18 protein-coding genes are annotated in these 16,697 nt (G+C 70.2%); 9 read left to right on the forward strand and 9 right to left on the reverse strand.

What is annotated here, in order from left to right; translation table 11 throughout:
- Nucleotides 1-40 precede the first annotated feature (40 nt).
- The 3 genes from FZ046_RS26550 to FZ046_RS26560 all read right to left on the reverse strand — a co-directional run bounded on the left by FZ046_RS26550 (nt 41) and on the right by FZ046_RS26560 (nt 3,251).
- Entirely contained in the window at nt 41-616 is a 576-nt protein-coding gene (locus FZ046_RS26550; protein ID WP_070351771.1) for an Rv1078 family RDD domain-containing protein, read from the reverse strand.
- A gap of 173 nt (nt 617-789) precedes the next feature.
- Nucleotides 790-2,184 (reverse strand): cystathionine beta-synthase, encoded by a 1,395-nt coding sequence (locus tag FZ046_RS26555; RefSeq protein ID WP_070351772.1) that lies wholly within the window; start codon nt 2,182-2,184, stop codon nt 790-792.
- Between the two features lie 29 nt (nt 2,185-2,213).
- A complete protein-coding gene (locus tag FZ046_RS26560; RefSeq protein ID WP_070351823.1) occupies nt 2,214-3,251 on the reverse strand; it encodes an alpha/beta hydrolase fold domain-containing protein in 1,038 nt (345 codons plus the stop codon).
- A 279-nt stretch (nt 3,252-3,530) separates the two neighbouring features.
- On the opposite strand from FZ046_RS26560, the gene FZ046_RS26565 reads away from it, so the two are divergent.
- Together FZ046_RS26565 and FZ046_RS26570 are read left to right on the forward strand one after the other, a co-directional pair.
- Complete coding sequence (locus FZ046_RS26565) at nt 3,531-4,409, forward strand: SGNH/GDSL hydrolase family protein (protein ID WP_083298025.1); 879 nt, start codon at nt 3,531-3,533, stop codon at nt 4,407-4,409.
- A gap of 59 nt (nt 4,410-4,468) precedes the next feature.
- Entirely contained in the window at nt 4,469-5,686 is a 1,218-nt protein-coding gene (locus tag FZ046_RS26570) for an acetyl-CoA C-acetyltransferase (RefSeq protein WP_070351774.1), read from the forward strand.
- 60 nt (nt 5,687-5,746) lie between these two features.
- Here FZ046_RS26570 and FZ046_RS26575 read toward each other — a convergent pair whose 3' ends face one another.
- On the reverse strand, nt 5,747-6,592 hold the full coding sequence (locus FZ046_RS26575) for an endonuclease domain-containing protein (RefSeq protein WP_070351824.1): 846 nt from the start codon (nt 6,590-6,592) through the stop codon (nt 5,747-5,749).
- A gap of 188 nt (nt 6,593-6,780) precedes the next feature.
- Nucleotides 6,781-7,641: a Bax inhibitor-1/YccA family protein gene (locus tag FZ046_RS26580; RefSeq protein WP_070351775.1), complete on the reverse strand. Its 861-nt coding sequence runs from the start codon at nt 7,639-7,641 to the stop codon at nt 6,781-6,783.
- 184 nt (nt 7,642-7,825) lie between these two features.
- On the opposite strand from FZ046_RS26580, the gene FZ046_RS26585 reads away from it, so the two are divergent.
- The 3 genes from FZ046_RS26585 (at nt 7,826) to FZ046_RS26595 (ending at nt 11,446) form a co-directional block, all read left to right on the forward strand.
- Nucleotides 7,826-8,872 (forward strand): enoyl-CoA hydratase/isomerase family protein, encoded by a 1,047-nt coding sequence (locus FZ046_RS26585; RefSeq protein ID WP_070351776.1) that lies wholly within the window; start codon nt 7,826-7,828, stop codon nt 8,870-8,872.
- Between the two features lie 81 nt (nt 8,873-8,953).
- Complete coding sequence (locus FZ046_RS26590) at nt 8,954-9,727, forward strand: enoyl-CoA hydratase (protein ID WP_070351777.1); 774 nt, start codon at nt 8,954-8,956, stop codon at nt 9,725-9,727.
- A gap of 51 nt (nt 9,728-9,778) precedes the next feature.
- Entirely contained in the window at nt 9,779-11,446 is a 1,668-nt protein-coding gene (locus tag FZ046_RS26595; protein ID WP_070351825.1) for an alpha/beta hydrolase, read from the forward strand.
- On the opposite strand, the gene FZ046_RS26600 is transcribed toward FZ046_RS26595, so the two are convergent.
- Nucleotides 11,447-11,842 carry a rhodanese-like domain-containing protein gene (locus tag FZ046_RS26600; RefSeq protein WP_070351778.1) on the reverse strand — a complete coding sequence of 132 codons (396 nt, stop codon included), beginning with the start codon at nt 11,840-11,842 and terminating at the stop codon, nt 11,447-11,449.
- Between the two features lies 1 nt (nt 11,843).
- Nucleotides 11,844-12,377, reverse strand: a complete 534-nt coding sequence (locus FZ046_RS26605) for a cysteine dioxygenase (protein WP_070351779.1) — start codon at nt 12,375-12,377, stop codon at nt 11,844-11,846.
- 115 nt (nt 12,378-12,492) lie between these two features.
- Between FZ046_RS26605 and lpqV the strand changes: the two genes are divergently transcribed.
- Together lpqV and FZ046_RS26615 are read left to right on the forward strand one after the other, a co-directional pair.
- Nucleotides 12,493-12,942 (forward strand): lipoprotein LpqV, encoded by a 450-nt coding sequence (gene lpqV / locus FZ046_RS26610; RefSeq protein ID WP_070351780.1) that lies wholly within the window; start codon nt 12,493-12,495, stop codon nt 12,940-12,942.
- 34 nt (nt 12,943-12,976) lie between these two features.
- Nucleotides 12,977-13,465 carry a MarR family winged helix-turn-helix transcriptional regulator gene (locus FZ046_RS26615; RefSeq protein WP_070351781.1) on the forward strand — a complete coding sequence of 163 codons (489 nt, stop codon included), beginning with the start codon at nt 12,977-12,979 and terminating at the stop codon, nt 13,463-13,465.
- Here FZ046_RS26615 and FZ046_RS26620 read toward each other — a convergent pair.
- Nucleotides 13,462-14,208: an SDR family NAD(P)-dependent oxidoreductase gene (locus tag FZ046_RS26620; RefSeq protein WP_070351782.1), complete on the reverse strand. Its 747-nt coding sequence runs from the start codon at nt 14,206-14,208 to the stop codon at nt 13,462-13,464. The two genes, FZ046_RS26615 and FZ046_RS26620, sit on opposite strands and share 4 nt — an antisense overlap.
- A gap of 210 nt (nt 14,209-14,418) precedes the next feature.
- On the opposite strand from FZ046_RS26620, the gene FZ046_RS26625 reads away from it, so the two are divergent.
- Together FZ046_RS26625 and FZ046_RS26630 are read left to right on the forward strand one after the other, a co-directional pair.
- Nucleotides 14,419-14,643 (forward strand): hypothetical protein, encoded by a 225-nt coding sequence (locus FZ046_RS26625; RefSeq protein ID WP_070351783.1) that lies wholly within the window; start codon nt 14,419-14,421, stop codon nt 14,641-14,643.
- Between the two features lie 57 nt (nt 14,644-14,700).
- Nucleotides 14,701-15,735 (forward strand): patatin-like phospholipase family protein, encoded by a 1,035-nt coding sequence (locus FZ046_RS26630; RefSeq protein ID WP_070351784.1) that lies wholly within the window; start codon nt 14,701-14,703, stop codon nt 15,733-15,735.
- A gap of 62 nt (nt 15,736-15,797) precedes the next feature.
- Here the strand turns inward: FZ046_RS26630 and FZ046_RS26635 are convergent, their stop codons facing one another.
- Nucleotides 15,798-16,652 (reverse strand): patatin-like phospholipase family protein, encoded by an 855-nt coding sequence (locus FZ046_RS26635; protein ID WP_246182867.1) that lies wholly within the window; start codon nt 16,650-16,652, stop codon nt 15,798-15,800.
- Nucleotides 16,653-16,697: the final 45 nt, after the last annotated feature.

A 16,697-nucleotide genomic window follows, 5' to 3' on the forward strand; every position in this document is an offset into this window, starting at 1 on the left:
TCTCCGACCCGCAACGGGCGCCGGCGACGGATTGGGTGGGTTACAGCGGTACGCAGACGGTGGACATGATCTTGTCGGCGAAGGTCTGGCGCTTGGCGTCCCACAGTGGGAACAGGTAGCCGACGTAGCAGACGATCGAGTCGAGGACGTGCGCGATCTGGCGCAGCATGGACGGCCCGAATCCGATTGGCTGCCACGTCTTCTCACTGACCACCCGGAACCCGAGGATAGACTTGCCGACGCTGGAGCCCGTTCGCCCCTGCCGGTATCCGTAGTTCCACAGGACGTAGGCCAGTGTCAGCAGCGAGAACACGACGATCGACGCCTGCCCCGTCGTACTCGCGCCACACACCTGGGCGTCGGAGTAGGCGTCACCGAACAGGTCGCCGTACTCGGACTGCCCCAGCGTCACGCAGTCCCGCGTCGCAGCGAGGAGGGCATAGCCGATTCCGGTGATGAGGGCTGCGGGGACGTAGTCGATGATCCAGGCGAGGACACGCGTGAACCACGGGGTGTAGGCCTCGGCCGGCAGGCCCGGGCCGGGGCCGGGCAGGGACGCAGCGGAACTCGGCGGCGGGGCGGCGTTCCCCCAGACAGGTGGCGGGTGCTCCGTCATGGGCGCCTTCCGTTGCGTCAGCGGGGACCAAGCGGTGTAACCCTACCTGAGAACCGCGTCGGAAAAGCGGACAAGAATCGAAGTTCGGCAGCCACTGACATTTCGGCGGGGTAGCCGCAATCCTTACGCGAGCTAACGGCTTTCGCGTGTGCGGACGACGGCGAAACGCCTGTTCAGCGCCGCGTGTTGCCGTCGGACAGGAAGCCGAGCAGGTCGTGCCGGGTCAGGACGCCCACCGGCTTGCCCTCCTCCACCACCATGACGGCGTCGCACTCGCGCAGCGCCTTGGCGGCCGTGCTCACCAGCTCGCCGGCACCGATCAGCGGCAGCGGCGGACCCATGTGATCGGCCACCGCGTCGGCGAGCTTGGCCCGGCCTTCGAAAACCGCTGAGAGCAGGTCGCGTTCGGACACGCTGCCGGCGACCTCGCCGGCCATCACCGGCGGCTCGGCGCCGACCACCGGCATCTGCGACACCCCGTACTCCCGCAGGATGCCGACCGCGTCGCGCACCGTCTCCGCCGGGTGGGTGTGCACCAGGTCCGGCAGCGCACCGGACTTGCCGCGCAACACGTCTCCCACCGTGGGCTGCTGCACCGAGCCGTCGAGTCGGGTCCGCAGGAACCCGTAGGACGACATCCACGCGTCGTTGAAGACCTTGGACAGGTAGCCGCGCCCACCGTCGGGGAGCAGCACCACGACCACGGCGTCCGGGCCCTCGCGCTCGGCGACCCGGATCGCCCCGACGGCCGCCATGCCGCAGGACCCACCGACCAGCAGCGCCTCCTCGCGGGCGAGGCGCCGGGTCATCTCGAAGGAGTCCGCATCCGACACCGCGATGATCTCGTCCGGCACGGCCGGGTCGTAGGCCGAGGGCCAGAAGTCCTCGCCGACGCCCTCGACCAGGTAGGGGCGCCCGGTGCCGCCCGAGTAGACCGAACCCTCGGGGTCGACGCCGATGATCTTCACCCGGCCTCCGGACACCTCCTTGAGGTAGCGCCCGGTCCCGGTGATGGTGCCGCCGGTGCCGACGCCCGCGACGAAGTGCGTGATCTTGCCGTCGGTGTCGGCCCAGATCTCGGGGCCAGTGGTCTCGTAGTGGCTCTCCGGGCCCATCGGGTTGGAGTACTGGTCGGGCTTCCACGCGCCGTCGATCTCCGTGGTGAGCCTGTTGGAGACGCTGTAGTAGCTGTCCGGGTCGTCCGGCGCAACCGCGGTCGGGCACACGACCACCTCGGCGCCGTACGCGCGCAACACGTTTCGCTTGTCCTCGCTGACCTTGTCCGGGCAGACGAAGATGCACTTGTACCCGCGCTGCTGCGCGACGAGCGCCAGTCCGACGCCGGTGTTGCCGGACGTCGGTTCGACGATGGTGCCGCCGGGCTTGAGTTCGCCACTCGCCTCGGCCGCGTCGATCATCTTGATGGCGATGCGGTCCTTGGAGCTGCCGCCCGGGTTCAGGTACTCGACCTTCGCGGCGACGAGACCGGACCCCTCGGGCACAACGGAGGTCAGCCGTACCAGGGGGGTGTTGCCGATGAGTTCACTGACGTGGCCCGCGATCCGCATGGGTCCATCGTGTCAGGCCCGCGAACTCCTCACCAAGTGGCCTCGCGAATGTAGTCGCCGATCTGCTTGAGCGACCGCGTCGCCTCCTTGACCGCCGGGCCGCCGATCTGGAAGACGTGCATCTGACCGGGCCAGACCCGGACCTCGACGGGGACGCCGACCGCGGCGAGCATGTGCGCGGCCTTGCGTGCATCGCTGAGCAGCACCTCCGAGCCGGACACGTGGATCAGCGTGCGGGGCAGACCGGGCTCGATGTGGTCGAGCGGCTCGTAGACGTCCTCGCCCTGCTTGGCGTTGGCCGCCTCGATCAACTCGATCAGCGCGCCGAACGCCTGCGGCGGGAACATCGCGTCGGTGCGGATGTTCGGGTGCTGGGCCCGGCCCTCGTTGTCGAGTTCGAACAGCGGCGACATGGTGACCACCGCGGCGGGCAGCTCACCCTCGAGCTGCAGCTTCTCGGCCAGCGCGAGCGACAGGTACCCGCCGGCGGAGTCGCCCGCCAGCACGATCTGGTCCGGCTCGTAGCCCTTGAGGCGCAGCCAGCGGTAGGCGTCGTGGCAGTCCTCGAGCGCCTGGCCGATCGAATGCTTGGGGATCATCCGGTAGTTGACCACCAGGCAGGGGCTGTCGGAGAACTTGGACAGCGCCGTCACCATCCGCCCGTGGGTGTTGACGCCGCAGGTCAGGAACGCGCCGCCGTGCAGGTAGAGCACGACGCTGCGCTTGCCGTCGGCGGGGAGGACGCCGGCCGCGCGCACCAACTGCGCGGTGCAGTTCGGCAGCGAGATCGTCGCGCGAATGGTGCCCGGCGCCGGACGCAGTGCACGGGCCGCGAAGTCCAGCACTCCCCACGGCCAGGGCAGACGCGGCGCGAGGCTACCGACGACGAGGGTTGGCTTGATGGTCAGCGAGGCGCCCAGGGCAAACAGCCGGGCAGCCAGACTCGGACCGTCTTCGACCACCTCGACCGGCGCTCCGTCACTGACCGGGAACCGTCGGCCCTTGTGCGCCCTAGCTGGACCGACCCGCGGACCAGCTACGCCGGGGACCTTGCTCGGTGCCGTCATCGCCACCACCTTCTACGCCGATGTAGAGCCTGTTCCTGCTATTACTTAGCCTGACCAGGTAATTTAGCTTGGCACGGCCCGATTCGTCCGTCGATTGCGAGAACCTCTTCGTTCCGGAGTTGATACCGCAACGTAACCGTCCCCTCGGGTGCGCTCTCTGTAACCCGTGGATCGCCGTTCTAAACTGACTGCGTGGGCAAACCATCCCGGGGGGCTCGTACGTCGACCGTCGCCGTGGCGGCGGCCGCCACGCTGGGGTCGGGCTACTACGGCCTCCGCATGCTCCTGAGCGGGCAGGCCGACCAAGCCCGGCAGATCATCCCGAAGGCGTGGGACGTCCCGCCGCGCGCGGACGGCGTCTACTCCCCCGACGGCGGCCCGGTGGAGAAGTGGTTCCGCGGGGTCCCCTTCGACCTGCACCTGATGATCTTCGGCGACTCGACCGCCACCGGCTACGGCTGCACGAACGCCGACGAGGTGCCCGGCGTCCTCATCGCCCGCGGCCTCGCGGCGGAGTCCGGCAAGCGGATCCGACTCAGCACCAAGGCGATCGTCGGCGCCACGTCGAAGGGTTTGTCCGGGCAGATCGACGCGATGTTCGTGGCCGGCCCCCCGCCCGACGCGGCGGTCGTGATGATCGGCGCCAACGACGTCACCGCCGTCAACGGCCTCACGCCGTCGGCCCGCCGGGTGGGCGCGGCGGTGGCCCGGCTGCGTGCCAGCGGCGCCGTCGTCGTCGTCGGCACCTGCCCGGACTTCGGCGTCATCACCGCCATCCCACAGCCGCTGCGGCTCGTCGCCCGGACCCGGGGGCTGCGACTGGCGCGGTTGCAAGCCGCCGCGGTGCGCAGCGCGGGCGGCGTGCCGGTCCCCTTCTCCGACCTGCTGGCGCCGGAGTTCTACAAGGCGCCCGAGGTGCTGTTCTCCTCCGACATGTTCCACCCGTCGGCGGCGGGCTACGCCCTGGCCGCCCAGCAGCTGCTGCCCGCGCTGTGCGAGGCGCTCGAGGTCTGCTCGTCGGAGACCGAGACCGACGAGCCGCTGGAGTCCCGCTCGGCCGACGGCGGCCCGTTGCTGGCCCGGCTGAGCAGCGTCAGCCGGCTGTGGCGGCGCACCACGGGCGTACCCGCGCCGATCGTCGCTCCGGCGACGGGCTAGGTTCGGATCAGCTCTCGACCAGCCGGCGCATCCCGCGCCGTTCCCGCCTAGGAGACCCCATGCCCGAAGCCGTCATCGTCGCCACTGCCCGCTCGCCGATCGGCCGGGCCGTCAAGGGGTCGCTGGCCACCATGCGTCCCGACGACCTCGCCGCGCAGATGGTGCGCGCCGCGCTCGACAAGGTGCCGTCGCTGGACCCGCGCGACATCGACGACCTCATGATGGGCTGCGCGCAGCCCGCCGGTGAGGCCGGCTACAACATCGCCCGCGCCGTCGCCGTCGAACTCGGCTACGACTTCCTGCCCGGCACCACGGTGAACCGGTACTGCTCCTCGTCGCTGCAGACCACCCGCATGGCGTTCCACGCGATCAAGGCCGGCGAGGGCGACGTGTTCATCTCGGCCGGCGTCGAGACGGTGTCGCGCTTCGGCGTCGGCGCAGCCGACGGTGCGCCGAACAGCAAGAACGCGCTCTTCGACGAGGCGCAGGCGCGCACGGCAAAGCAAGCCGAGGGTGCCGACGAGTGGCACGACCCGCGCGAGGACGGGCTGGTTCCCGACGTCTACATCGCCATGGGTCAGACCGCCGAGAACGTCGCGCTGCACACCGGCATCAGCCGCGAGGATCAGGACCACTGGGGCGTGCGGTCGCAGAACCGGGCCGAGGACGCGATCAAGAGCGGCTTCTTCGAGCGCGAGATCTCCCCGGTCACGCTGCCCGACGGCACCACCGTCACCACCGACGACGGCCCGCGTGCGGGCACCAGCTACGAGAAGGTCAGCCAGCTGAAGCCGGTGTTCCGGCCCAACGGCACCATCACCGCCGGCAACGCCTGCCCGCTGAACGACGGTGCCGCCGCCGTGGTCATCATGAGCGACACGAAGGCCAAGGAGCTGGGCCTGACGCCGCTCGCCCGCATCGTGTCGACGGGCGTGTCCGGCCTGTCGCCGGAGATCATGGGCCTCGGCCCGATCGAGGCGATCCGCAAGGCGCTCGGCAAGGCGGGCAAGCAGATCTCCGACATCGACCTCGTCGAGATCAACGAGGCCTTCGCCGTCCAGGTGCTCGGCTCGGCACGCGAACTCGGCATCGACGAGGACAAGCTGAACGTCTCCGGTGGCGCCATCGCCCTCGGCCACCCCTTCGGCATGACCGGCGCCCGCATCACCGCCACCCTGCTCAACAACCTCGCCACCCACGACAAGACCTTCGGCATCGAGTCGATGTGCGTCGGCGGCGGCCAGGGCATGGCGATGGTCGTGGAGCGCCTCTCTTAAATCCCCCCCTCCCTTCGCCGAGACTGCTGTGAGATCGCGTTCGCGGCCTGAACTGCGATCTCACAGCAGTCTCGGTGTTCGAGCTGCGTGCACACGCCGCACGATGTCAGGTGCGCGGTCGTCGGCGGTCACGCGGACGACCCGCCACCGGAGCGATTGCAAGTACTCCATGCGGATGATGTCGTGTCGATAGCTCGCCCGGTCGGTGCGGTGGTGCTCGCCGTCGTACTCCACGGCGACGGATACGTCGTCCCACCCCATGTCGAGGTAATAGCGGGCCCGTCCGTTGACACCGAGCACGGGGATCTGCGTCCGCGGACGTGGGAAGCCGGCGTCGAGTAGCACGAGTCGCAACCACGTCTCCTTCGGCGACTCCGCCCCGGCGTCGTGGATGGCGAGCGCCGCGACGAGTTGGCGCACGCGGCGCGCACCGCGATGCCGCTTCGCCAGTGCAAGCACGTCATCGACGTCGAATCGGGTGGCGTTGCCGAGAGCATCCAGTCGGCACACCGCGTCCAGGAAGCTCCGGCGTCGGCCGATGTCGAACGCCGTCCGCGTGACGGTGGTGATGCGCATGTCGGCCACGGACGTGTACTCGTCCTGGTGCAGGCGATAGTCGTACGTGCGCAGCCCCTCCGGCCGGCGGGCGTTCGGCCAGATCACTTCCACCGGAAGCGCATCGTCGACCCATTTCGCGCCATGCATCGCGGACGCCGTCAGCCCGGCGAGTACGCCCTCACGATGCGACCACAGCCACGCGGCGCGTGCCCGGTGCGTCAGTGTCGGCGTGACGTCGCGGTGGAGATATACATCGGGGAAGAGCAGGACGTAGTCACGGCGCAGCTCGTGCTTGCGGACGAGACCACTGTCGAATGCCTCACTGCCGAGGAAGGGCTGGCGGTGGATGTACACGCGTCCACCGTCGCCCCAACCCTTGCGCCGAGTCTGCTGTCAGATCGCAATCTGTGGATGAATCGCGATCTGTTAGCAGTCTCGGCGCACCCAAAGCACTCCAAGCACTCCAGGCCCCCAAGCCCCCCCGAAAAGGCGAAAGCCCGGCACGGGACACGTGCCGGGCTCTCGGGGTAGGGCTACTAGTCGCTGTTGAAGTACGACAGCAGCCGCAGGATCTCGAGGTACAGCCACACCAGGGTGACGGTCAGGCCGAGGGCGACGCCCCAGGCGGCCTTCTCCGGCGCACCGGCGCGGATCATCTGATCGGCCGCGTCGAAGTCCAGCAGGAAGCTGAACGCCGCGAGCGCGATGCAGACCAGCGAGAAGATGATCGCGATGGGTCCGCCGCTGCGCAGGCCGAGGCCCTCACCGCCGCCGACGCCGAACATGCCCAGCACCAGGTTGCCCAGCGCCAGGATCAGCACGCCGAACATGCCGGCGACCAGCATGCGGGTGAACTTCGGGGTGACGCGGATGGCGCCGGTCTTGTAGACCACCAGCATGCCGACGAAGACGCCGATCGTGCCCAGGATCGCTTGGCTGATCAGGGCGCCGGCATTGGCGCCGGACACCACCAGGTTGGCCAGGATGAACGAGATCGAGCCGAGGAACAGGCCCTCGAGCGCCGCGTAGGACAGCACGATGGCGGGGCTGTCCTGCTTGCGGCCGAACGTCGCGATCATCACGAGGACGAAGCCGCCCAGGCCGCCGACGAGCGCGAACGGCGCCGCCAGGGACAGGTTGGATGCCACCAGGAAGTAGGACACGACCGCGACCGCCGAGAGGACGGCCAGCGTGATGCCCGTCTTGGTGACGACGTCATCGATGGTCAGCGGCCGGGACACGCCCGTCTGCCGCTGATCGGGGTACTGCTGCGCCGTGTAGGGGTCGGCGTGTACCGCCTGGGCACCGTAGCCGGCTGCTCCGGTACCGAACTGCGCGTATCCGCCCTGCTGCCCCTTGGGCAGCGAACGGAACACCGGGTTGCTGCTCTCGCGCACCGTCGGATCCTCTCCTGTGCTCTGGTGTCGTCTGCTGACGAACACCTCATCAACGACCAGCGTGGCAGACATGGTTCCCCGGCGTCGACTTTCGTCGGCCGAATATTGCGAGAATGCTGTGAAACCTCTCAGGCGGGCGGCACCCGTCGCCCGGCTCCGCAGGCCGACGATCTAGATTGCAGGCGTGGCGGAAAACGAGGATCTCCTAGTAAGTGTCGAGAACGGCGTCGGACGGCTGACGCTCAACAGGCCCAAGGCGATCAACTCGCTCACCGACCACATGGTCGCCGGGATCGCGAAGGCGTTGGAACGCTGGGCCGACGACGACGCCGTGCACACCGTGCTGCTGACCGGCGCCGGTGAGCGCGGGCTGTGCGCCGGTGGTGACGTCGTCGCGATCTACCACGACGCCCAGGTGGGCGGTGCCAAGACCCGCGCCTTCTGGCACGACGAGTACGTCCTCAACGCCCGCATCGCGAACTATCCGAAGCCGTACGTCGCGGTGATGGACGGCATCGTGATGGGCGGCGGCGTCGGGGTGAGCGCGCACGGCAGCGTCCGCGTCGTCACCGACACCACCAAGGTCGGCATGCCCGAGGTCGGCATCGGCTTCATCCCCGACGTCGGCGGCACCTACCTGCTCTCGCGGGCGCCGGGCCGGCTGGGTCTGCACGCGGCGCTCACCGGCGCACCGTTCACCGGGGCCGACGCGGTCGCGATGGGCTTCGCCGACCACCTCGTCCCGCACGACGCGCTCGATGCATTCGCCGCCGCGGTGGTCGCCGACGGCGTCGACGCGGCCCTGGCCACCCATGCCGTCGAACCTCCCGCGAGTCCGCTACTCGCGCACCGGGACTGGATCGACGAGTGTTACGCCGGCGCGTCGGTGAGCGACGTCCTCGCCGCGCTGCGCAGCCAGGGCAGCGAGCCCGCGACCGCCGCCGCGGACCTCATCGCGTCCCGCTCACCGATCGCGCTGTCGGTGACCCTCGCCGCCGTGCGCCGCGCCGCCGACCTCGACACGCTCGAAGACGTGCTGCGACAGGAGTTCCGGACGTCGGTCGCGGCGCTCGCCTCGCACGACCTGGTCGAGGGCATCCGCGCGCTGCTCGTGGACAAGGACCGCAATCCGCAGTGGAAGCCCGCCACCCTCGAGCAGTGCTCCGAGGATGACGTCGAGGCCTACTTCGACTCCGCCGACCCCGATTTGACCTTCCCCGGACAGGAGTGAACATGAGCGACTACGACGGTGACGACGAGTGAGGATCGCAGTGAGGGACGAACGAGGACCGCAGCGAGAAGGAGCCGAGTCATGAGCTACGAGACCATCCTGGTGACGCGGACCGACCGCGTCGCGACCATCACGCTCAACCGGCCCAAGGCACTGAACGCGCTCAACAGCCAGGTGATGGCCGAGGTCACCGGCGCGGCAGCCGAACTCGACGCCGACCCGGGCGTCGGCGCGATCATCCTCACGGGCAGCGAGCGGGCGTTCGCGGCGGGTGCCGACATCAAGGAGATGGCGGACCTGTCCTTCGCCGACGTCTTCGCGCGCGACTTCTTCGCGCCGTGGGCCGACTTCGCCGCGACGCGGACGCCGACCATCGCCGCGGTGGCGGGCTACGCGCTGGGCGGCGGTTGCGAGCTGGCGATGATGTGCGACGTCCTGATCGCCGCGGACACGGCGAAGTTCGGGCAGCCGGAGATCAAGCTCGGCGTGCTGCCCGGCATGGGCGGCAGCCAGCGCCTCACCCGCGCGATCGGCAAGGCCAAGGCGATGGACCTCATCCTCACCGGCCGGAACATGGACGCCGAGGAGGCCGAGCGCGCCGGGCTGGTGTCCCGCGTCGTCCCCGCGGACGCGCTGCTCGACGAGGCCAACGCCGTCGCCGCGACGATCGCCGGCATGTCGCTGTCGGCGGCGCGGATGGCGAAGGAGGCCGTCGACCGGGCGTTCGAGACCACGCTGTCCGAGGGTCTGCTCTACGAGCGGCGGCTGTTCCACTCGTCCTTCGCCACCGAGGACCAGACCGAGGGGATGGCGGCGTTCGTCGAGAAGCGCACGCCGGAGTTCCGCCACCGTTAGCATTCGCGGGTGACCGACACCGACACCAAGGCCTCTCCGCAGGAGCCCGTCGTGCCGGTCGAGCCCGACACCGCGGCACCCGCGCAGCCTGCCTGGTGGCTGCGGCACTACACCTTCTTCGGCACGGCCACCGGCCTGGTGTTCATCTGGCTGTCGCTGTCACCGTCGCTGCTGCCGCGCGGACCACTGTTCCAGGGTCTCGTCAGCGGCGCCGCAGGCGCTTTCGGCTACGGCCTCGGCGTCTTCGGCGTCTGGCTGGTCCGGTTCATGCGGTCGAAGGACAGCTCGCCGCACGCACCGCCGCGGGCCTGGCTCGCCCTGATCGTCGTGGCGGTCATCGGCCAGGCGCTGGCGATCGTCTGGTTCCACCAGTGGCAGGACGACGTCCGCGACCTGATGGGCGTGCCGCGCATGACGTTCTGGGACCACCCGCTCACGGCCGTGCTGTCGATCGTCTTCCTGTTCGCGTTCGTGGAGGTCGGCCAGCTCATCGGCCGCCTGGTCCGGTTCCTCGACGCCAAGCTCGATCGCATTGCGCCGCCCCGGGTTTCGGCCGTCGTGACGGTGACGGCGCTGCTGGCGCTGACCATCGCCCTGCTCAACGGCGTGGTCGCGCGGGTGGCGATGGACGTCATCAACTCGACGTTCTCGGCCGCCAACGACGAGACCGACCCGGACATCGCGGCGCCGACGACGGGTTTGCGGTCCGGCGGTCCCGGCTCGCTGGTGAGCTGGGAGTCGCTGGGCCACCAGGGCCGGATGTTCATGGCGAACGGTCCGACGGTGCAGCAGCTGAACGCCTTCAACGGCGGCAACGCCGTCGAGCCGATCCGCGCTTATGCGGGACTGAATTCGGCCGACGGCATCAAGGCCACCGCGGCGCTGGCGGCGCGCGAACTGGTCCGCACCGGCGGCCTGCAGCGCCGAGTGATCGCGGTCGCCACCACCACCGGGACGGGCTGGATCAACGAGGCCGAGGCCACCGCGCTGGAGTACATGTTCAACGGCGACACCGCGATCGTGTCGATGCAGTACTCGTTCCTGCCGAGCTGGCTGTCGTTCCTGGTGGACAAGGAGAACGCGCGCCAGGCCGGCCAGGCACTGTTCGAGGCGGTCGACGAACTGGTGCGCGCTCTGCCGGAGGACCAGCGCCCACGCCTGGTGGTGTTCGGCGAGAGCCTGGGCTCCTTCGGTGGCGAGGCACCGTTCCTGGCGCTCAACAACCTGGTGGCCCGCACCGACGGCGCGCTGTTCTCCGGACCCACGTTCAACAACACGATCTGGACGGATCTGACCGCCAACCGCGACCCCGGGTCACCGGAGTGGCTGCCGATCTACGACCGGGGCGAGAACGTGCGCTTCGCCGCGCGCGCGGAGAACCTCAACCGGCCCGCGGACCCGTGGGGCGAGCCGCGCGTGGTGTATCTGCAGCACGCCTCGGACCCCATCGCGTGGTGGACACCGGATCTGCTGTTTCAAAGGCCCGACTGGCTCGCCGAACCGCGGGGCCAAGACGTTTCGCCGGAGATGGAGTGGATTCCGGTCGTGACGTTCCTGCAGGTGTCGGCCGACATGGCCGTCGCCGTCGACGTTCCCGACGGGCACGGGCACGTCTACGTGCGCGACGTCGCGAACGCCTGGGCGGCGATCCTGCGGCCGCCGGGCTGGACGCCGGAGAAGACCGAACGGCTGCGGCCGATGTTGCGCTCCGACGAGTGATCAGTCGAGTCGGGGCAGCACGCCGTTCGCCTTGAGCGCCTGGTAGCCGCCGATGACGTCGGTTGCCTTCGCGAGCCCGAGGTCCTGCAGCGCGGCGGCCGCGAGGCTGGAGGTGTAGCCCTCCGAGCACAGCACCACCCATTCGACGTCGTCGCCGACGGCCTCGGGAATGCGCGCGTCGCTCGTCGGGTCGCAGCGCCACTCCAGCACGTTGCGCTCGATCACCAGTGCTCGTGCCACCTCGCCCTCTCGGGCCCGCTGTGCCGCTGGTCGGATGTCGACGAGCAGCGCCCCCCGCTCGAGGGCAGCGGGCACGTCATCCGCCTCGATCCGCTGAAGGCGTGCGCGGGCCGCGGCCAGGACGCCGTCGATGCGGCTCGAACCACCCGTGGTCACCTCAGTCGCCCTCCGGCTTGTCGGTCAGCTCGGTCCGATTGCGGCGCAGCGTATTACGTGCCGTCACGTCGTAGTAGGACATCGCCGTCAGCGGTGGCGAGTAGGCGTGCACGGACAGCGTCGGCCCGCTCACGGTGACGGTCTCCGGCGCCCACACCACGTCGTGCACCCAACCGAGGGGGAAGCCCGCCTGATCGCCGGCCTCGAGGTGGCGGGTGCGCAACGCGTCACCGTCCCACCGTGTTTCGTCCAGCGCGCCGGAGACGACGGTCAGCGCGCCGAGCGAGCCGCCGTGGTCGTGCAGCTGCGTGGAGCGCTCGGGCACCCAGCTGATCAGCCAGACGTCCAGTTCGTCGTCACCGTGCAGGCGGGTGAACCAGCGCTCGTCGGTGGGCGGTCCGCCGGCGGGCAGCAGGCGTTCGTAGCGCCCGGACAGGACGTGCTCGGCGGCACGGTCGGTGGCGAGCAGCAGATCGGGAAGCCGCAACCGGGTGGGTGCGACGGTGGACGGGGGCGCAAACGAGACGACGGACATGGCGGGAGACTCCCAGGGGGTACGGACGGGTCGGGGGACGGGGCGTCAAGCCCGACAACACTCCCGACAGGTGGTCCGCTCCAGCACGTCGGCGAGTGTTGCATAGATTGGCGGCATGCGCACCAACCCCGTGACGATGTGGACGGCCGCGACGGCCATCGGCGCTGCCCTCCTCTCCGGTTGTTCCTCGGGGACCGACTCGGGTGGTACCCAGCCATCCCAGAGCCAGTCGCCCGCGTCGTCGTCGGCGCCGGCCACGACCGAGACGCACGTTGCCGAGCCCGGCCAGGTCGGCGTCTCCCCGGGCGGCGTCACGACCGCGGTCGGCGCGCCGGCCGCCTCCACCGAAACCGAGTACTTCCAGGCCTGCTCAGCGGCCAAGACGTGGATGACGCAGCAGGGCGGGGACCTGAAGGGGCAGTTCGAGCCCTACCTGAAGGACCTGCAGACGACGGACTCGGCGGGCCCGGGGACGTTCAACACCCCGTGGTCGGCGTTGCCGCCGGAGCGCCAGGCCGCGGTGATCGTCGCCGCGGAGGCGGCAGCCGACGACCTGTGCGGCTGACGGTTTCGAATCACGGCTAGCGAAACCCCGGCCGATGCCTGACGACGAGTACCCGCTGAGCCCGCCGCAGCAGCGCGCCTGGCTGAGCTACATGCGGGTGTACCACCGTCTCGAGTACGAGATGAATCGGCAGTTGCAGAACGAATGTGGGCTGTCGCTGGGGGATTACACGGTGCTCAATGCGTTGTCCCAGGCCCCGGACCGGCGCATGCAGCTCACCGCGTTGGCGACCACCATCGGGTGGGAGCGCAGCCGGCTGTCCCACCACCTGGTGCGGATGACGGCGCGCGGGCTCGTCGAACGCGCGTCCTCGGCGACCGACGGGCGCGGCACCGACGTGGTGCTCGCGGACGCCGGGTGGGACCAGTTGACGGCGGCCGCGCCGAAGCACGCGGCGTGGGTTCGTGCGGCGTTCTTCGGCGACGTGGCCGCCGACGGCGTGGATGCCCTCGCGCGGATTCTCACCGAGGTCTACGAGAACCTGTTGCGCGAGGGCACCCTGCCACGTCCGGACGTGATCTAGACCTGGTTGGCGCCGCCGTCGACGAAGACCTCGGAACCGGTCATGAAGCTGCTGGCGTCCGAGGCCAGGAAGGCGACGACGTTCGCGAGTTCGCTCGGCCGACCGACGCGGTGCATCGGCAGCGAGGCCGCCTGGGCGTCGAGCAGTTCCTGCTCCTGCCCGGGAGGCGCCAACTCGGTCAGCCCGGGCGTCTCGACGGGTCCCGGCACCAGGGTGTTGACGCGGATGCTGCGGCCGGCGAGTTCGGCTGCCCAGGTGCGGCCGAACGACCGGACGGCCGCCTTGGACGCGGCGTAGGCGCCGAACGCCGGGGTGCCGCGGGTGGCGGCGGTCGATCCGGCGAGGATGACCGACGCGCCCTCGTTGAGCAGCGGGAGCATCTTCTGCACGGTGAACACCGTGCCGCCGACGTTGCGGTTGAAGGTGTCGGTCAGACGCTGGGGCGTTTCCTCCTCCAGTGTCGCGAACTCGCCGCCGCCCGCGTTGGCGAACAGGACGTCGAGCCCGGCGCCGCGCTCGCGGATGGCGTCCGCCAGCCGGTCCAGGTCGGCGGCGACGGTCACGTCGCTGGCGACGCCGGTGACGCCGCCGCCGATCTGCCGCGCGGCCTCGTCGACGCGGGATTGCGTACGGCCGGTGATGAATACGTGCGCGCCCTCGGCGGCGAGGCGGTGTGCGGCCGCGAGCCCGATGCCCGAGGTGCCGCCCGTGACCAGAGCCGTCTTTCCATCCAGAGATCCCATGTCCTTCTCCTGTCCTCGTCAGGCGGTGGTTCCCGCCTGCTGCCCGACTCAACTACGTGACATGTCACGGTATTCCGCGGTTCGCTGTCGCTTAGCTTGGCAAACAATCGACGGTTGAGCGACGCGAAGAAATTAGCCGATCTACGTGTAGTGGCGTGCATCACAAAACGCGATATGCTGTGTCCCGCATCACTGTCGGAGAGGACGGGCATGATCGGATCGCATGACGACGGGTTGGACACGTCCAACACCGCACTTCCCCCCGCCGCCGGCGGGTCGATCAACGGCATGCGGGTCCTCATGGGCCTGCTGCTGCTCCTGATCGCCGTCGCCGCGATCAGTGGTGTCGTGGTGGCTCTGACCAGCGGCCAGCCCACCGTGGCCTTCATCATCGGCCTCGTCTCGGTCGCGTTCTTCAGCCGCGTCGGCTGCTGAACCCCGACACCTGACCTCACGCGGGAGCGGGAGGCCGCACCGGGCATGATGTGACGCATGCGCGTGGCATTGGCGCTCGGCAGCGGCGGCGCCCGGGGATACGCTCACATCGGCGTCATCAACGAACTCCGCGACCGCGGCCACGACGTCGTTGGCGTCGCCGGATCCTCCATGGGCGCCCTGGTCGGCGGCCTGCATGCGGCCGGCAAACTCGACGAGTACACCGCGTGGGCCAGCTCACTCACCCAGCGGGCCGTCCTCCGGCTGCTCGACCCCTCGTTGACCGCCGCGGGCGTCCTGCGGGCGGAGAAGATCCTCGACGCCGTCCGGGAGATCCTCGGCGACGTGCGGATCGAGGAGCTGCCGATCCCGTACACCTCCGTCAGCACCGACCTGATCGCCGGCAAATCGGTGTGGCTGCAGCGCGGCCCGGTCGACGCCGCGATCCGCGCCTCGATCGCGATTCCGGGCGTCATCACGCCGCACGTCCTCGACGGCCGGCTGCTGGCCGACGGCGGCATCCTCGACCCGCTGCCGATGGCGCCGATCGCGGCGATCAACGCCGACCTCGTGATCGCGGTGAGCCTCAACGGCGACGACCCGCAGCACTCCCGCTTCCGTCCCGAACCCGAGGACCACGCACCCGACGCCCGTTCCACGGGTGAACTGCTGAGCCGCATGTGGCGCAACACCACCGCGTTGCTGGACACGACGGCCGCGCGCGCCGTGCTCGACACCCCCGCCGCGCGCACCGTCCTGAGCCGATTCAGCGCCGCCGCCGAGGCCGACGCGGAGGACGCCGTCGAGGCCACCGACGCGGAGATCGCGGCCGCGACGACGGACGCGGATCCCCTGCCCATGCCGGTGCCCAAGCTCGGTGGCTTCGAGGTGATGAACCGCACCATCGACATCGCCCAAGCCGCCCTGATGCGGCACACCCTGGCCGCCTATCCTCCGGACCTGCTCATCGAGGTGCCACGCAACGCCTGCCGCAGCCTCGAGTTTCACCGTGCGGCCGAGGTCGTGGAGATCGGCCAGGAACTCGCCGCGCTGGCGCTCGACACCTTCGTCGGCCGCGCGGGTGCCGACTGACGCGTCGGGGCCCGAGGAACCCCGATTGACGCTTCGGGGCCCGAGGTACACCGACTGACGCGTCAGGCGCCGAGAAAGCCCGCCACCCGCGCGGCTTCCCGCCGTCCCTGCGCCCGCCCGGCGTGCGCCGAGGGTGCCCGGCAGGCCGGGTCGAGCGGGTTCGGCCCGAAGGCGGCGAGCGCCTCGTCGTCGGCGAAGATCCCGAGCGCGCGGCCGCCGAAGCCGGCGACCTCCGCCGCTGCTCCGGCGCCGAACGGCGACGGCGAGTCCTCCCCCGATGGGAGCAGCGCCACCACCGTGCCGCAGTCCGCCGCCGCCACCAGATTGACGGTGCTGGCGACGCCGCCGTCCATGAAGCGCCGATCGCCGACCGTGACCGGTGGCCACGCGCCGGGCACCGCGCAGCTCGCCGCCACCGCGTCGACCAGGGGCACCCCCGACGACGCGTCCAGCACCACGAGTTCACCGGTCTCGATGTCCACCGCGGTCACCCGAAGCACCCGGTTCGGCCAGGCGTGCGACGGCAACCGGTGCTCGATCACCCCGCGTCGCACGGCTTCCGGCACGGTGTCGGCTGCCGCCGCGATGGCCCCGATCCGCTGCAACTTCTCGGTCGCGGTGAGGCCGGGCGTCAGCACCGCCCCGGCGAACGACTCGGTGAGCGTGGCGATGTCGACACCGGAGTCGATCTCGAAGGTCGTCGGCGAGACCTGGCGGGCGAAGAGTTCGTCGAGCGGAGTGCCGCTGGACACCTGCGCGGCGACCGTCGAACCGGCCGACGTGCCGACCAGGACGTCCGCCGCCAGCAGCGTCCGCGCCGCCGCGGGTTCCGCGTCGGCGATGCCGCACAGCACACCGGTCTCCCAGGCGATGCCCGCCAGTCCGCCGCCGGCGAGTACCAGTCCACGCGTCGTCACGGGAAGCGAGTCTGCCAGCGGCCCGCGGACGCCGTGCGGGCCGTC

It is taken from the genome of Mycolicibacterium grossiae (genome assembly GCF_008329645.1).
GTDB classification, from domain to species: Bacteria; Actinomycetota; Actinomycetes; order Mycobacteriales; family Mycobacteriaceae; genus Mycobacterium; species Mycobacterium grossiae.

Bases quoted from the DNA above. Each gene is read 5' to 3' on its own strand.
- FZ046_RS26615 (WP_070351781.1), top strand. From the start codon at position 12,977: ATGCCTGACGACGAGTACCCGCTGAGCCCGCCGCAGCAGCGCGCCTGG.
- FZ046_RS26590 (WP_070351777.1), top strand. From the start codon at position 8,954: ATGAGCTACGAGACCATCCTGGTGACGCGGACCGACCGCGTCGCGACC.
- FZ046_RS26570 (WP_070351774.1), top strand. From the start codon at position 4,469: ATGCCCGAAGCCGTCATCGTCGCCACTGCCCGCTCGCCGATCGGCCGG.
- FZ046_RS26555 (WP_070351772.1), bottom strand. From the start codon at position 2,184: ATGCGGATCGCGGGCCACGTCAGTGAACTCATCGGCAACACCCCCCTG.
- FZ046_RS26605 (WP_070351779.1), bottom strand. From the start codon at position 12,377: ATGTCCGTCGTCTCGTTTGCGCCCCCGTCCACCGTCGCACCCACCCGG.
- FZ046_RS26625 (WP_070351783.1), top strand. From the start codon at position 14,419: ATGATCGGATCGCATGACGACGGGTTGGACACGTCCAACACCGCACTT.
- FZ046_RS26550 (WP_070351771.1), bottom strand. From the start codon at position 616: ATGACGGAGCACCCGCCACCTGTCTGGGGGAACGCCGCCCCGCCGCCG.
- FZ046_RS26560 (WP_070351823.1), bottom strand. From the start codon at position 3,251: ATGACGGCACCGAGCAAGGTCCCCGGCGTAGCTGGTCCGCGGGTCGGT.
- FZ046_RS26630 (WP_070351784.1), top strand. From the start codon at position 14,701: ATGCGCGTGGCATTGGCGCTCGGCAGCGGCGGCGCCCGGGGATACGCT.
- lpqV (WP_070351780.1), top strand. From the start codon at position 12,493: ATGCGCACCAACCCCGTGACGATGTGGACGGCCGCGACGGCCATCGGC.
- FZ046_RS26565 (WP_083298025.1), top strand. From the start codon at position 3,531: ATGCTCCTGAGCGGGCAGGCCGACCAAGCCCGGCAGATCATCCCGAAG.
- FZ046_RS26620 (WP_070351782.1), bottom strand. From the start codon at position 14,208: ATGGGATCTCTGGATGGAAAGACGGCTCTGGTCACGGGCGGCACCTCG.